General features: G+C 59.7%; 15 protein-coding genes. 4 read left to right on the forward strand and 11 right to left on the reverse strand.

Annotated features, from left to right (window positions below):
• Positions 1-15: 15 nt before the first annotated feature.
• The 3 genes from ACO07N_RS26550 to ACO07N_RS26560 all read right to left on the reverse strand — a co-directional run bounded on the left by ACO07N_RS26550 (position 16) and on the right by ACO07N_RS26560 (position 2,886).
• Positions 16-804 (reverse strand): ATP-binding cassette domain-containing protein, encoded by a 789-nt coding sequence (locus ACO07N_RS26550; protein WP_421983879.1) that lies wholly within the window; start codon positions 802-804, stop codon positions 16-18.
• Positions 805-874: 70 nt separating this feature from the next.
• Positions 875-1,816 (reverse strand): ABC transporter substrate-binding protein, encoded by a 942-nt coding sequence (locus ACO07N_RS26555; protein ID WP_421983880.1) that lies wholly within the window; start codon positions 1,814-1,816, stop codon positions 875-877.
• A gap of 47 nt (positions 1,817-1,863) precedes the next feature.
• Positions 1,864-2,886, reverse strand: a complete 1,023-nt coding sequence (locus ACO07N_RS26560; RefSeq protein WP_421983881.1) for an ABC transporter permease — start codon at positions 2,884-2,886, stop codon at positions 1,864-1,866.
• Positions 2,887-3,086: 200 nt separating this feature from the next.
• On the opposite strand from ACO07N_RS26560, the gene ACO07N_RS26565 reads away from it, so the two are divergent.
• Positions 3,087-3,926 (forward strand): GntR family transcriptional regulator, encoded by an 840-nt coding sequence (locus ACO07N_RS26565; RefSeq protein WP_421983882.1) that lies wholly within the window; start codon positions 3,087-3,089, stop codon positions 3,924-3,926.
• Between the two features lie 1,440 nt (positions 3,927-5,366).
• On the opposite strand, the gene ACO07N_RS26570 is transcribed toward ACO07N_RS26565, so the two are convergent.
• A complete protein-coding gene (locus ACO07N_RS26570) occupies positions 5,367-6,491 on the reverse strand; it encodes a mannitol dehydrogenase family protein (RefSeq protein WP_421983883.1) in 1,125 nt (374 codons plus the stop codon).
• Between the two features lie 248 nt (positions 6,492-6,739).
• On the opposite strand from ACO07N_RS26570, the gene ACO07N_RS26575 reads away from it, so the two are divergent.
• Positions 6,740-7,420 carry a GntR family transcriptional regulator gene (locus ACO07N_RS26575; RefSeq protein WP_421983884.1) on the forward strand — a complete coding sequence of 227 codons (681 nt, stop codon included), beginning with the start codon at positions 6,740-6,742 and terminating at the stop codon, positions 7,418-7,420.
• Positions 7,421-7,914: 494 nt separating this feature from the next.
• Positions 7,915-8,589, forward strand: coding sequence for a hypothetical protein (locus tag ACO07N_RS26580; RefSeq protein WP_421983885.1), 675 nt, complete (start codon positions 7,915-7,917; stop codon positions 8,587-8,589).
• A 235-nt stretch (positions 8,590-8,824) separates the two neighbouring features.
• On the opposite strand, the gene ACO07N_RS26585 is transcribed toward ACO07N_RS26580, so the two are convergent.
• The 7 genes from ACO07N_RS26585 to ACO07N_RS26615 are packed head-to-tail and all read right to left on the reverse strand — an operon-like array spanning position 8,825 to position 14,740.
• Positions 8,825-9,700 carry a dioxygenase gene (locus ACO07N_RS26585; protein ID WP_421983886.1) on the reverse strand — a complete coding sequence of 292 codons (876 nt, stop codon included), beginning with the start codon at positions 9,698-9,700 and terminating at the stop codon, positions 8,825-8,827.
• A gap of 10 nt (positions 9,701-9,710) precedes the next feature.
• Positions 9,711-11,018 (reverse strand): TRAP transporter large permease, encoded by a 1,308-nt coding sequence (locus tag ACO07N_RS26590; protein ID WP_421983887.1) that lies wholly within the window; start codon positions 11,016-11,018, stop codon positions 9,711-9,713.
• Positions 11,015-11,575 carry a TRAP transporter small permease subunit gene (locus ACO07N_RS26595; RefSeq protein WP_421983888.1) on the reverse strand — a complete coding sequence of 187 codons (561 nt, stop codon included), beginning with the start codon at positions 11,573-11,575 and terminating at the stop codon, positions 11,015-11,017. Before ACO07N_RS26595 ends, ACO07N_RS26590 begins: the two co-directional genes overlap by 4 nt.
• 28 nt (positions 11,576-11,603) lie before the next feature.
• The gene (locus ACO07N_RS26600; protein ID WP_421983889.1) at positions 11,604-12,689 is read right to left on the reverse strand and encodes a C4-dicarboxylate TRAP transporter substrate-binding protein; all 1,086 of its coding nucleotides are present in this window, start codon (positions 12,687-12,689) and stop codon (positions 11,604-11,606) included.
• A 27-nt stretch (positions 12,690-12,716) separates the two neighbouring features.
• A complete protein-coding gene (locus ACO07N_RS26605) occupies positions 12,717-13,172 on the reverse strand; it encodes an OsmC family protein (RefSeq protein WP_421983890.1) in 456 nt (151 codons plus the stop codon).
• Between the two features lie 9 nt (positions 13,173-13,181).
• Complete coding sequence (locus tag ACO07N_RS26610) at positions 13,182-13,862, reverse strand: malonic semialdehyde reductase (protein ID WP_421983891.1); 681 nt, start codon at positions 13,860-13,862, stop codon at positions 13,182-13,184.
• Entirely contained in the window at positions 13,859-14,740 is an 882-nt protein-coding gene (locus tag ACO07N_RS26615) for a fumarylacetoacetate hydrolase family protein (protein WP_421983892.1), read from the reverse strand. The genes ACO07N_RS26610 and ACO07N_RS26615 overlap by 4 nt, the downstream gene beginning before the upstream one ends.
• A 102-nt stretch (positions 14,741-14,842) precedes the next feature.
• On the opposite strand from ACO07N_RS26615, the gene ACO07N_RS26620 reads away from it, so the two are divergent.
• On the forward strand, positions 14,843-15,229 hold the full coding sequence (locus ACO07N_RS26620; RefSeq protein WP_421983893.1) for a YciI family protein: 387 nt from the start codon (positions 14,843-14,845) through the stop codon (positions 15,227-15,229).
• Positions 15,230-15,338 lie beyond the last annotated feature (109 nt).

The following is a 15,338-nucleotide window of genomic DNA, read 5'->3' on the forward strand; positions in this document are numbered from 1 at the left end:
GCGCTGTCTCATGCTTCATTGCAGTTTTTCCCGGCCGCGCGGCACCCAGTCCCCGGGCAGTTCGCCCTTGATGATGAGGCTGAGCACATCGTCCTTGGTCACATCTTCAATCGGATGCGACCCGACATTCCTACCCTTGTTCATCACGACCACGCGGTCGCACAGCTCAAACACATCATGCATGTCGTGACTGACAAGCAGGATGCCGATCCCATCTGCCCGCAAGCCCTTGATAAGGTCGGCGACCATCGCGGTTTCGGACGGACCGAGCGCTGCCGTCGGTTCGTCCATGATCAGTATCTTCACATTGAAATAGATTGCTCGTGCAATCGCAATAACCTGCCGCTGGCCGCCGGAAAGCTTTGCAACCGGATCGTCAAGGTTCTTGAAATTGGGATTGAGCTTGCGCAGGACGCGCTGCGTCTCGGCCATCATCTTCCGGTCGTCGAGATTGCCGAGCCTGGTCTTCAGCTCCCGCCCGAGGAAAAGATTTGCGGGCGCATTCAGGTGATCGGCGAGCGCAAGGGTCTGGTAGATCGTTTCGATCCCCAGGTCGCGCGCATCATGAGGGTTCTGGATTTCGGCGCGTTCACCATTGACCTTGATCGTGCCTTCGTTCGCGATCATCGCCCCCGACAGGATGCGCATCAGGCACGATTTTCCCGCCCCGTTGTGCCCGAGGACACCGACCACCTCACCCGGGTAGAGGTCCAGCGAAACACCGTTGACCGCGCGAATGCCGCCGAAATGCTTTTCAATGTTGCTCATCTCAACAAGGGGCTGGGAAGCGCTATCGAGGCTCATGACGAAAGGTCCTTCGAAAAAAGTGCCGGGAACACAAGGAAGGAGTGCGTCCCCGGCAAGTTGGGATTTGTCAGTAAAGGACGTTTTGTACTTCGGGCTGGTCGATGTTTTCTTTCGTGGCCAGCACGACGCCCGTGTCGATGAAGTCGGACACGCTCTCTCCGTTCAACAGCTTCATGATGGTCTGAACGCCGAGTTCACCCATCTGAAAGGACCCCTGCACGGCGGTGCCGGCAAGCGTTCCGTCGCGCACGAAGTCCTGCAGGTCGGAATTGCCGTCAAAGCCGAGCGCGGTGATGCTGCCGGCCTTGCCGGCCTGCACGATTGCGCGGCCCATGCCGATTGCCGTCGGTTCGTTTGCGCCGAAGATGCCGACGAGATCGTCATTGGCGGCCAGAACATCGGTGGTCTGGTTGAGAGCGGTCGCCATTTGCGACTGCGAATAGAATGGGCCGACGATTTCAATGTCGGATTTCTCGTTGATGTGCTCGACGAAGCACCCGACCCGGCCGATCTCGGACCCGACACCCGCAACGTAGGACATCACGGCAACCTTGCCCTTGGTACCGACTTCGGACAGCATCTTGTCGGCAACCAGCTTGCCGGCTGCGCAATTGTCGGTGGAAAGGAAGGCCTGGTAATAGTCCTTGGCGTTGTCCGCAAGGCCCGAGTCGATGATGACCACCGGGATCTGTGCCTCGAAGGCTTTCTTGACAACCGGCGTCAGCGCCTCCGGATCGGACGGGGCAAGAACGATCCCCGAAACACCGCGGTTGATGGCGTTTTCGACAAGGCTCACCTGATCGGCAATCGCGGACTCGGACGCCGGACCGTTGAAGGTCATCGTGTGCGCTTCCTGCCCCTTGATCGCGGCGCTGGCGCCCTTGTTCACGTTCTGCCAGAAATTCGAGTTGGTCGTCTTGACGATGACCGCGATTTCACCGGCCTGTGCCGCAGCGCCCGTCAGCACCAGTGCACTTGCCATCATCATGGTCGAAATCAGCTTTTTCATGGATTATTCCCTCCGGTTGAAGACACGTTCGTTGGTTGCCCGGCTTGTCAGCGCCGGTTTCGGATCTGATCGATGTAGACCGCCAGAATGACGATCACGCCGATCACGATTTGCTGGATGAAGGCGGAGACCCCCGCCATGTTCAGGCCGTTGCGCAGGACGCCGATGATGAATGCGCCGATCATGGTGCCGGATATGTTGCCGACGCCGCCCATCAGCGAAGCGCCGCCGATCACCGCCGCGGCGATGGCGTCAAGCTCGTACATCACGCCTTCGTTCGGCTGCACCGTCACGAGGCGCGACATCAGGACATTGCCCGCAAGCCCTGCCAGGGCGCCCGACAGCGTGTAGGCAAAGATTTTGGTCCGGTCGACCAGGACACCGGCAAGCCGCGCGGCTTCTTCATTCGACCCGGTCGCGTAGATATGCCGCCCGGCCTGGCGCCTGTTCAAGAGATAGGCGGCGGCGATTGCAACCACCGCAAGCAGGATCGCGGGATAGGGAATGCCGGGAAACACTACTTTCGGGAAGATGCCGCCGGTCTTCTCGACGATCCTGAAAAGGGACCCGTTCCCCAGGATGCCGAAGGCTTCCCCGAGCCTCGAAATCGGTGCTGCGCCCGTGAGCTGCAGCGCAACGCCGCGCGCGATCAGCATCATTCCGAGCGTCGCGACAAAGGGCGTGATCCGCATCTTGGTGATGACGAACCCGTTCAGGAACCCGCAAATCGCGCCCGCGACAATCCCGAGCGCCATGGCCGGCGCGGTCGGAACACCGGCCTTTATGGAAAGACCGGTCACGACGCCCGACAGGGCCAGAACGGAGCCGACACTGAGGTCGATCCCGCCCGTGATGATGACCATTGTCATGCCGATGCCGAGCAGACCGATCACCGACGTCTGAAGAAGAACCGTGAGACCGTTGTTGACGGTCAGGAACGCATCGTTGCCGAACGAAAACGCGATCACCAGCGCCAAAAGGGTCAGAACAGCCGATAGCTTGTGAAACGACCCGGCCGAAAGTCTGAAAGCCGCAGGCACCGGATACGCCCCCCTATCAAGATTCGCCATGTGTCCTCCCGGGCGAAAATTGAATTTAATTATTAAAAACAGAATTACATTCGAATTCTCGATCGTCAATTGTTTTTTATTTTTTCATACTGAATTTCGGGAATTGTTCTTCGTCAAGGATGTGCTAATTTCGCGCCATGGCCCGTACAGACGAGCGTTTTCGAAGCGCTTACAACAAGTTGCTGGATATTTGCGCCACAATGGATGTTGGCAGCCAACTGCCTGCGGAGGTCGTTCTGGCCGAGCAGATGGAGGTGAGCCGCACCATCGTGCGAACCGCGCTTCAGAAACTTGATGAAGAAGACCTGATCGATTGGGAAGGCAGGCAGAAGACGCTCATCAGGCGCCCCGAACAAAGCCATCGCCTGTCTCAATCCGAAAGCGCGCCTTCGGACGAGGAACTGGAACAGCTGTTCTTCGAGTGGATCCTGCGCTTCGATGTGCCCGCCGGCACGTCCCTCAACATTGCCCAGCTGTCGCGGCAGTTCGGTGTCCCGGCACACAGCCTTCAGGAGTTCCTGTCCGGCCTGAGCCGGTTCGGGCTTGTCGAGCGGCGCGCCAAGGGAGGCTGGATCCTGTCCGGTTTCACGGCGGAATTTGCGGTCGAACTCTCCGATTTCCGGCTCGTTCTGGAAATGAATGCCGTCAGGCAACTGTTGTCGCTGCCGGAAGATCATGACATCTGGTCGAAGCTTAAGGAGCTTGAAATCGAACACGAGGAACTGAAAAAGGACCTCAAGACCCGGTATCACGACTTCTCGACACTGGACGAAAAATTTCATTTAACGGTCAACAGCGTGGTGAAAAACCGCTTCGTTCTGGAAGCCCAGAAACTGATCTCGCTCATCTTCCACTATCACTACATGTGGGACAAGCATGACGAGCGGGAACGCAACGCGGCGGCGATCGAGGAACACCTGGAATGGATCAGGGCCATGCTCGCGCATGACCGTCTTCACTCAGAGGAAGCCGCGCTCAAGCACCTGCGCCGTTCCAAGGAAACACTCCTTGCCTCCCTGAAAGACCACAAACGCGCCTGATACCGAACGCCTATCTGGAACCTGTGCCGGCTTGCTCGGGTATCCGGAAATCTGCGTGGGCAAAGCGAACACTCTTCATGATACCACCAGAATAAGCCGCGCCCTCGGCGCGAACTACGTCTGGTTTCCGGATCGGCGCACAGCTAGCGCTGCACTTGTCCGGAATGACGAATTCTTCCAGCCGTTTGTCATCCCGGACGAGCACAGCGAGATCCTCGACCCACTCGTTTCCAGAGCTCTCAAATGGGAAACGGAGAGGCGGACACAATCGCCCGATGCGGCAAGCTGAAAGGCGAGTAGGCCCCGGATCAGCGCTGACGCTTGTCCGGGGTGACGCAGAAGCGGTTGGACGGCAAAAATGTTTCACCTTCCTCATCCTGAGGAAGCGCGTCAGCGCTGTCTCGAAGGATGGGCGGCAAATTTAGTTTCCTGCGGCCCATCCTTCGAGACGGACCTGACGGTTCTCCTCAGGATGAGGTCTTACGGACGCGAGGTTGCCCCGATAGTCAGGCCTCACCTTGTCATCCCGGACGAGCACAGCGAGATCCGGGACCCACTCGTTTCCAGAGCGTCGGTCACTTAACCGAAAGCGGGGCCAAAACTCCCTGCCCGCGACACGCAATCTGCCGCAAAGTGGATTGGGTCCCCGATCAAGTCGGGGATGACACCCAGGGAAGAGACCTAGGTTGTGCCTCTCCCTGTCATCCCGGACGCAGCGCAGCGGAGATCCGGGACCCACTCGTTTCGGGAGCCCTCGAGTGGAACACCGAGAAGCGGACACAATCGCCCGATGCGGCAAGCTGACAGACGAGTAGGCCCCGGGTCAGCGCTGACGCTTGTCCGGGGTGACGCAGAAGCGGTTGGACGGCAAAAATGTTTCACCTTCCGCATGCATGCGCTCAACCCTCTCCCTCATCCTGAGGAAGCGCGCGAGCGCTGTCTCGAAGGATGCGTGGCAAATGCGGTGCCCAGCAGCCCATCCTTCGAGACGGACCCTATGGTTCTCCTCAGGATGAGGTCTTACGGACGCGAGGTTGCCCCGATAGTCAGGCCTCTCCCTGTCATCCCGGACGAGCACGGCGAGATCCGGGACCCACTCGTTTCCAGAGCGTCGGTCACTTAACCGAAAGCGGGGCCAAAACTCCCTGCCCGCGACACGCAATCTGCCGCAAAGTGGATTGGGTCCCCGATCAAGTCGGGGATGACACCCAGGGAAGAGACCTAGGTTGTGCCTCTCCCTGTCATCCCGGACGCAGCGCAGCGGAGATCCGGGACCCACTCGTTTCGGGAGCCCTCGAGTGGAACACCGAGAAGCGGACACAATCGCCCGATGCGGCAAGCTGACAGGCGAGTAGGCCCCGGATCAGAGCTGACGCTTGTCCGGGGAGACGCAGTAACGGTTGGACGGCAGTGGGTCCGGCCATTGCTGTTTCGAATGACCTAGAGCATGTGGACCTCGGCGGGCGCAGCGGAGATCGCGTCCAGCCTCGGCGCGGAAAATGACGCATCCGCCTGTCTCGCCCAGGCCAGGAATGCACCGATCCTGCGCTCGATTTTCTCCGGGTGGTTCTGGGCGATATCGGCAAGCTTGTGGTCGAGAAACGGGTTCCTGAACCTGTCGAGCGTGGTCTCGACATAGGCCTCCGCCTCCTCTTTCCGGCCATGGGCCGCAAATCCGGGCACGACCTCGCGGGCATAGAGATCTTCAAGATCCGCGGCAGCTGCCGGGTCGGCGAGCATATCCCGAACAAACTTGTGGCACGTTCTCTCATCGGCAAGCCAGCGGGATACCAGATAGGTGTGGCCGAGGTTCAGAATGAAAAGCTTGAGCGTTTCATAGGGCTCAAGGCCCGGAACAATGCGCACGTCCGGATGCGAACAGGGCACCACGAGACCGGGCTGATCCTCGATCGCCCAGAGAGCATAGGGTTCGGCCACCGCACCTGCCGGTTCGAGCGGTTCGGACACGATGCGGTCGACAAGCGAATTCACCCAGGTGACCTCTGTCTCCAGCCACTTTCGGAAGGCTTCGGGATAAAGATCGCTGATCCCGAAGACGAGATCGCGCAGCACGTCACCGTTCTGCGGCACCAGTTCCGTCGGCATGACCTGAATTGTGGCGGCATTTTCCCGGAACCGCTGAAAGAGCAGCCAGGTCAGCTTTGCCGGATAGGACATTGCCTGGTCGTAGGTTGCGAGACGGTCCGCCTCACGCGGGCGGAAGCCTGCATCGGCCGTATTCGACAGGATAATCCGTGCCTCGTTGACCGCGATGTCCCGGACCCGCTCGAAATCGGCGGGCAGAGACAGCGTCCGCGCCACGCTGGTGACCCGCGTCCGCGTCTCGATCAGCTGACCGCGATCCACGCCCCTCACCTGTACCTCAAAGCCTTCCGCCGCCGAAAGGGCGGCGAGCCGGGCTGCGCGGCGCGGATCGCCGCTCGACTGAACCACTGTGATCGGCCCGACCGCCGCGCCTTGCCGGAGCGCCTCGGAAACGAACAGATCAACATGTGCCTGAAGAAACCGGCTGGTTCCGAATTGCAGGATCGGGGTTACGGACATCTTGCCTCCAAACTTGTTGTTTTGTTTATTATTAATTAGAACAATTGCGGTCAATTCCCGGGCACGTATTTTTCCGTAAATCGGGCGTTTGTCGGCAGCTTCGAGTGCAAAACAGACCAAAAGCGTTGAGGGGCCAAGCGAATTGGCGGAAATCTGTTGAGCATTTCATGTTCGATTTGACTTGACGCGCGCGCGCATCATCCTAGTTAAAACTGGAATTCTGGTCAGAAAATCGATATTATTTACCCATGGCTATACAAATGCAGATGGACGCATCGCAAGAACCTTCCTCTACGCAACGTGCGTATCTCGCGATCCGCAGGATGATCCTGGTTGGCGAACTGGCGCCGGGCGAAAAACTCAAGATCGAGAAGCTGCGGCAGATACTCGATATGGGTGGGTCCCCGATCCGGGAAGCCCTGACACTGCTTGTGTCGGACCTTCTCGTCGAGCGCCTGGATCAGCGCGGCTTCCGCACGTCGGATGTCAGCCCGTCGAACTTCGCCGAAATCCTGAACCTGCGCTGCCATCTGGAGGAAATGGCGCTGCGGGAAAGCCTTGCCAATGCGGACCACGCCTGGGAAGACCGGCTCGTGATCAGCCACCACCGCATGATGCGCGAACCGCGCGCCAACGTGGAGCGCTTCGAGGAGCTGCACAAGGCCTTTCACATGAACCTTCTGAACGGCTGCCATTCACCGGTGCTGCTGAAGTTCTGCAACCAGCTCTATGACCTCAACATCCGTTACCGCTACCTCGCAGGGCAGGCCCTCAACTATTCGGCCCGCGACATCGGCAGGGAACACAGCGACATCATGAACGCCGCCGTCGACAGAAACACCGACCTTGCCTGCAAATTGCTGCTCGACCATTACCGCAACACCGGCGCATTTCTGGAAAAACACTTCTCCGTTGAGGCTGCCGAATAGGCTCTGCACTGTCCGGGTTCGCCTTCAGCGAGCGCGCACGCTTTCAGCACGAAATTGCTCCGGCCACCTGTTGGTGGCGAAGATGGTAGCTGGAGGTGAAAACGGGCCGGGGCGCAGGTTGCTTCCTCAGTTTGAAGCCAGGCAAGCCGTGTCATCCCGTTGCGTCATCCGGGACGCAGCGAGGCGGCGATCCGGGATCCACTCGTTTCCAGAGCGTCTGCTCAAGCACAGTCAGCAAAGCCTTTCGCTTCAATCCACTTTGCAACACATCCTGGCGCAAAGTGGATTGGATCCCCGATCAAGTCGGGGATGACGATTCGAGGCGTGTCGAACCACTCGTTCTTGAAGACTTTCCTTCATCTTGAGGAGGATGTATTTGGGGCCAAAGTCGTGCATTCATCCCCTTCCCATCGGCTGTCATTGCAGGGCTTGACCCTGCAATCCATGCCATAAACTCTCAACAAGGCGGGCTGTGTAGCTGGAAAAGGAGCGGCATGGATGCCAAGGTCAAGCCATGGCATGACCAGCGGAGGGCTTCTTTCCTGGCCCCTCCTCCACTGTTCGTCATTGCAGGGCTTGACCCTGCAATCCATGCCATAACCTCTCGACGAGGCGGGCTGTGTAGCTGGAAAAGGAGCGGCATGGATGCCAAGGTCAAGCCATGGCATGACCAGCGGAGAGCTTCTTTCCTGGCCCCTCCTCCATTGTTCGTCATTGCAGGGCTTGATCCTGCAATCCATGCCATAACCTCTCCACAAGGCGGGCTGTGTAGCTGGAAAAGGAGCGGCATGGATGCCATGGTCAAGCCATGGCATGACCAGCGGAGAGCTTCTTTCCTGGCCCCTCCTCCACTGTTCGTCATTGCAGGGCTTGACCCTGCAATCCATGCCATAAACTCTCAACAAGGCGGGCTGTGTAGCTGGAAAAGGAGCGGCATGGATGCCATGGTCAAGCCATGGCATGACCAGCGGAGGGCTTCTTTCCTGGCCCCTCCTCCACTGTTCGTCATTGCAGGGCTTGACCCTGCAATCCATGCCATAAACTCTCAACAAGGCGGGCTGCGTAGCTGGAAACGGAGCGGCGTGGATGACATGGTCGAGCCGTGGCCTGACCTGGAAGTGTTCTGGTACGCCGGTCCGTATCCAATGAACTTGTCATTCCGGCTGTAGCAAAGCGGAAGGCCGGTACCCGGTAGCCAGCTGTTTTTCCGTCTTCTAAAAGCCCCCGGCCACAAGGGTTACTGGCCCCCGGTCTTTCCGCTTTCGCGGCAAACCGGGACGACAAATCCGGTAAACAAGCCGCATCCCGTTTCGAAGGATGGGCGGCAGGTTCGAGGAACAAACCGCCCATCCTCCGCACCTCGGGAAGAGGAGCTTGCGAAAGGGGAAAAGCGCAGGAGCCGTTTCAGGTCCCCTCGCGCACCAGAACCAGGTCGAAGTCGGCCAGCAGCCAGGTGCCGTCGACCTTGCCGGACAGCACGTAGCCATCGGACGGGAACGAGCCGGCCGGTTGTTCGACATAGGTCATGACGAGATCATCGCGGACACCGAAGACCGTGTCTTCGTCGAGATACGGATCATCATCGGGGAAGATCTCCGTCACCAGCGTCCGGAAACCGGGCGCCTTGACAATGTAATGCAGATGCGAGGGACGCCAGGGATGGCGGCCGCTGCCTCTCAGGATGTCGCCGACCGGCCCGTCGCTCGGCACGGTGTAGCTCACCGGCTTGACCGTCGTGAAACCATAGTGGCCATCCGGACCCGTCGTCTGGATGCCGTGGAACGAATAGGTGTCCTGGTCCGGGTCCTGGCTGGAATACATGCCGTTCGGAGCCGTCTGCCAGATATCGAGTTCGGCCCCCTCGATCGGGTTGCCGTCCTCGTCGCGGATCGTGCCCTTTGCGAGCAGCACCTCGCCGTCAAAGTTGCGGCGCATGTCCCCGCCGATGGCAAGGGGCGGTGCACCGGTGATATGGAACGGCCCGAGCACGCTCGACGATGTTCCCTTCGGGCTGGAATGCAGCATGTCCACCAGCGAGGACAGGCCGAGGACGTCGGAAAGCAGAACGAATTCGTGGCGCTCGGCGTCGGAGATGTTTCCCGCCGCTTCCAGGAATTCGATGCCCTTGCGCCATTCCTCGTGCGTGAGATTGGTCTCGCGGGCGAAGTCATGCAGATGCGTGACCAGGCTCTTCAGGATTTCCTTCAGGCGCGGATCGGTGTCCGGGCCGAAATATCCCATGAAAACATCGGTTATGTTGTCTTTCGTGACGTGACGCATGGGACACCTTCTAGTTCAGGATAGCCAGGCTCAGCGACGGCCAGCGGATCAGTGCGACCAGCACGATCAGCATGACCAGCGCAAACGGAAAGGCCCCGACAAAAACGTCCTTCAGCGAGATGCGCGGATCGTTCAGCGTGGCCTTGATGACAAAACAGGAAATGCCGAGCGGAGGCGTCAGCAGACCGATCTCCGCACCGACAACGGTGATGATGCCGAACCAGACCAGGGAAAGCCCCATCGGTTCGACCAGCGGCAGGAACAGCGGCACGACGATCAGGATGATGGAGGCCGTGTCGAGGATCGTTCCGAGGAAGATCATCATCGCGACGTAAATGACCATGATCCAGAAGAAGGTCAGTTGCGTGTCGGTCAGAAGATCGCCGAGTTCGTTCGGCAGGCCGGCAAGTCCGAGCATGCGGCTGTAGATGGAGGCCGCCGTGATCAGGAACAGGATCGAGGCGGTGATGTGGCCGGTCTCCAGAAGCGCATGCCAGAGCGTCTTCAGGGTCAGCTTCTTGCGGAACGCGGCGATCACCAGCCCGAGCAGCGACCCGGCCGCCCCGGCCTCGACCGGCGTCAGCCAGCCCGTATAGATGCCGCCGAGGACGGCAACGATCAGGATCAGCGTCGGCAGGGTCTTGTCCGCGATCTCCATCGGGGACATCCACTCGGTTTCTTCCGCCGGTCGGCCGCCAACATATTTCGGCGTGACCCGTCCCATCAGGAAGATCGCAATCACGTAGGCGGCGGCCAGCAGAAGGCCCGGCACCACACCGGCAAGGAACATGTCGCCGACGCTTTGTTCGGCAACGAAGGAATAGATGATCAGCATCGCGGAGGGCGGAATGATCATGCCCAGAACCGACGAGCCGGCAACAACACCGACCGCAAAGCGCGGATTGTAGTCGAAGGCCAGCATCTGGGGCACGGAGACCTTCGAAAACACCGACGCGGAAGCGATGGAAGATCCGGTCACGGCCGCAAAGACGGCATTGGCACCGACGGTCGCCATGCCGATCCCGCCCTTGACCTTGCGAAAACCGGAATTCATCACGGTGTAGATGTCGGCGCCGAGCCCCGCCTTGGAGACGATCAGCCCCATGAAGGTGAAGAGCGGGACCGTCGCGAAGGTGTATTCCATCACGCTGTCGCCGATCGCGATCTTCAGAAGGTTGATCGCGAGGTCGAAATTGTCCCGCATCAGGAGGATCGAGACGAACGAGACCAGGCCGAGCGCGATCGGGATATAGACGCCGACATAGACAAGGACGACGATCGCGATGACGGACAGGATGCCGATTTCAAAAGGTGTCACGCGTTTTCCTCGGCATGTTCGTTAAGGCGGACGGGCTCGACGGCGGGATCCGGCATGATGACCTTGATGAAGAACAGGATCATGCACAGGGTGGCGCTCAGGAAGATGGCGAGTTTGATCGGCCACCAGGGCGCGGTGAAGATACCCGGCACACCAAAAAAGTCTTTTGTTTCATACATCTCGACGAATTCCGGCCAGATCGCATAAGCCACGAGCAGCATGAACACGCCCGACACGAAATTGATCGTGCGCCGGATCGTTCCGGCGGACCGTGGCCGGGACGTCGACAGAATGGTCAGGAACCCGTCGGAGCGTGTCAGCCGGTTCATCCGCACCACGTCGGGCAGCTGCAGAAAAACGATGAGCACCATGGAGAACTGGACCACCTCATACGCCCCCCGGAAGGGGGCGTTGAAGAGACCGCGCGCGACCACGTCATAATTCACGATCAGGACAAGGCCGAGCACGATGAGGGTGCCAACCGCGTTGGCACCCATGGCAACCCAGCTGGCGAGGTTTGAAAGGGCGCGAACGCCAGTACGGATTGGTCGCAGCATTCCGGCGCTCCCGCTTGTTGTCGCTGCCTTACTGCGAAAGTTCCGCAGACCAGTCGCGGGTCGGTGTGAAGCCCGAGTCCTGCAGTTTGGTCATGTAGGCTTTCAGCATGTCACTGCCCGGCTCGCCCTTGGAATCAAGGTCTGCGGCCCATTCCACGGCAAGGTTCGGGATCGCGGCCGCCCAGGCTTCGCGTTCAGCCGGGTCCATTTCCACGATGGTGCCGCCGGCTTCGACATACTTGTCGCGGCTGGCTTGCGCCCGGTCCATTGCAATGCCTGCGACATGGTCGCGGTACTCGACGGCAACCTCCTGCAGAACTTCCTTCACCTCGTCGGGAAGGCCGTCCCAGTAGTCCTTGTTCACCGTGATCGTTTTGGAGTTCACCGCGCCGAGATCCGCCTTCAGCATGTAGGGCGCGACTTCGGCGATCTTGAAGGTACTGGCGGCTTCCGGCCACAGCATCGCCTTGTCGACGAGGCCGGTCTGCAGCATGTTGTAGAAATCTGTCAGACCGCCGCGGACACCGGCCGCACCGTCAATGCCTTCCAGGTATCTCAGGTTCATGCCAGCGCCGGCGACCTTCTTGCCTTCAAGGTCGGATATGCTGTTGATCGGGTCCTTCGAGAACACCTGGTAGGTGTCGAGCACGACGCCCGTCGCCAGATACACCTGGTTCTGTTTGTCGAATTCCTTCTGCATGGTCGGGAATTCCTTGGCGATCTCGTCAACCGCCTTGGCGACCGCGCGCGAATCCGGTGCAACGAAGGGTGTCACCGCCGAAATCGCCTGGCTCGGCAGCTTCGACGAATGGAAGATCGTCGTCACGATGCCGATATCGCCGAGGCCCAGCTTGATGCCTTCCAGGACACCCTTCGGCTTCACGATGGACCCGCCGTAGCTTTCCTGCCAGTCCATCTTGTAGTTGCCGGTTTCCGCGAGCCGCTTGTCGACTTCCGGAATGAAGAAGTTGGTGAATTCCTTCACCCACAGGGCACGCGCCGGATAGCCGTCGATGACGACGGCCTTGATGGTCTCGGTCGCGGACACAGGCAGCGAGGTTGCACTCAAAAGCGCAAGAGCAAGCGCGCCCCGTCTCGTCATTTTTCCAAACATGGCATTCTCCTCCCAAAATCAGAGCGGTCAGGCCTTTTGCCAGACCGTCTCAAGTGCGGTCCCCGACTGTTCGAACAATTTCGACAGGGGACAGTATTTGGCGACTTCCCGTGCAACGCGTGCGAGATCATCATCCGTTGCGGTCCCGTCGCTCGTCACCACCTGGCTCAGCGCGACAAAGGGAACGTCGATTTCCTCCTCCAGGGTGACGCCCCTGCGGTCGAATTCGCAGGTTATTTCTATCGACAGGTGTCCGATATCGACGCCCAGTTTGCCGGCACACTTGTTGCCGATCACGTTGGTGCATCCGGCGAGTGCGGCCAGCGCCGCCTCCGTCGGTGCGGGGCCGAGATTGGTTCCGCCCCGTGCCTCTGGTTCATCGATCGAAATGGTCAGGTCGCGAATACCGACATCCGTCCTGGAATGGCTGATCCCCTTCGCGGAGGACCGAAGCTTGACGACTGTTTTTGCCTTCAGCGCCATTCGTCTGCCTCACAGAAACTTGCAGGCTTTGTCGAACGGAAGACGCGGCAGTTTCTGGAACAGCGCGGTCTCGTCGGCATAGCCGAAGTTGCACAGGAAATTCGATCTGAGCGTGGTTCCGGCAAAGAACTCCTCGTCCACGATCTTGTTGGAAAAGCCGGACATCGCCCCGACATCAAGACCGAGCGCGCGCGCCGCGATCATGAAATAGGCCCCTTGAAGCGTCCCGTTTCGAAAGGCGGTTGTCTCGGCGTGTTCCGGCTTTCCTTCAAAATGCGGCCGGCGGTCCTCGTGGGGAAAGAGGAACGGCAGCTCCTTCCAGAAATCCAGGTCATGCGCGATGATCACCGTTCCAGGCGCGGACATCATCTTGTCGATGTTCTTGTCTTTCAGCGCCTTGGCAAGCCGGGTCTTGGCCTCGGGGCTCTCGACGAAATAGAAGCGGGCCGGGCATGTGTTCATGCTTGTCGGACCTGCGGCCGTTATCTCGTAGATCGCCTCGAGGACCTCGCGCGGCACGGGCCTGTCCTGCCAGGCGTAATGCGACCTGGCGGTCCGCAGGATCAGGTCGATGCCGTCGTCGTCCAGCTTGCCGATGCGCGCGCGCAGATCACGGATATGCGCATGCGCTTCCGCGCGCAGCTTTTCCAGCGCCTCACCGGTCGGTGCATGAGAGACGGCCATTGTCATTCCGCGGCCTCCGTCGCGACCATGTCTTCCTCCGCGACGACGGGATTGGCACAGATGCCGATGCCCTCGATCTCGACTTCAACGACTTCGCCAGGACGCAGCCAGCGCTGGGGGGTCTTGGCATGCCCGACCCCGGGAGGCGTTCCCATGGCAAGCAGATCACCGGATTCGAAGGTGGTGAATTCGGAAACCGTCGCGATCGTGCGCGCAACGCTCCAGAGCATGTCGGAGGTTTTTGCGCTCTGCAGGATTTCCGTCCCGACGCGGGACTCGATCTTGAGGCCTTCCGCGCCCTCGGGCAGTTCGTCAGGCGTTACGATGAGCGGGCCGATGGGGCCGGTGCCGTCAAAATTCTTGCCGGGTGTCCACTGGTGGGTCTTGCGCTGGTATTCCCGCACCGACCCGTCATTGAAGATGGTGTAGCCGAACACGTGGTCCAGCGCGTCCTGCTCGCTGATATGCTTGCCGCCCTTGCCGATGATCACCATCAGCTCGGCTTCGTAGTCCAGCTGCTCCGAGCAGCTCGGGCGGACCATCGGCGCGCCTGCCGGGATCATGGACGTGTTGCAGCGCATGAACAGCGCGGGATAGGAGGGAACCTCGTAGCCCCCTTCCTTGATATGGTCGACATAGTTCAGACCGAGGCACATGATCTTGCCGGCACGCTCGATCGGAAGGCCCGGCGTGATCGAGGAAAGAGGCTCCGCGTCCACGCTGTCCTTCATTGCTTCCAGACTGTCCATGGCGATGCGGCCTGCCGCCATCGCGCTCAGATCCGTTCCGACACTTCCGTTTGCCGCCGTCAGGTTCCAGCCCCATTCCCCTTCCACGAGAAAGACACCCTGCCCCGACGAACCTGTCCCAACTATGAATCGCATTTTTGCCTCGGCGTTTCCAAATTTTTTCTGACTTTGACGACTATTTTTAAGATTGTCAAATAATATCGATTTTTTTAATGTGAGAAAAATTGGAGGTACCGCATGCCGAAATGGAACGACTACAAACGCATGGCCAGGGAACGGGGCTCGCTCGCGCTCGAACTCTATGTCGTGAACACTGTCCCCTCCGGACCGGACGCAGATTTGCCCGGCACCCTGCCCGATCATCTCGCCTACCAGGCCCGGATGGAACAGGAGGGCAAACTCGTTTTTGCGGGTCCGGTCTCCGATGCATCCGGCGACAATCTGGAGGGTGAAGGGATGATCATCTACAGGGCGCCCTCACTGGAAGAGGCAAGGCGTTACGCAGCCGAAGATCCGATGCACGCCAAGGGTGTCCGGACGTTCACGGTTCGCCGCTGGCTGATAAACGAAGGCAGTTTCACCTTGTCCGTCGGCCTGTCCACCAAGCAGGTCAACCTGTCCTGAGGTGAAGGCATCCGCGCCGTCGGCTCGCCAAAAGGACAATTGGGCAAGGCGCGAAGCACGGCATATGATTTGTGTGCATGCTTCCGGCGCAGCCGGAAGGATGCACCTT

This window comes from Roseibium sp. (genome assembly GCF_965229775.1).
In the GTDB taxonomy this organism is placed as follows: Bacteria; Pseudomonadota; Alphaproteobacteria; order Rhizobiales; family Stappiaceae; genus Roseibium.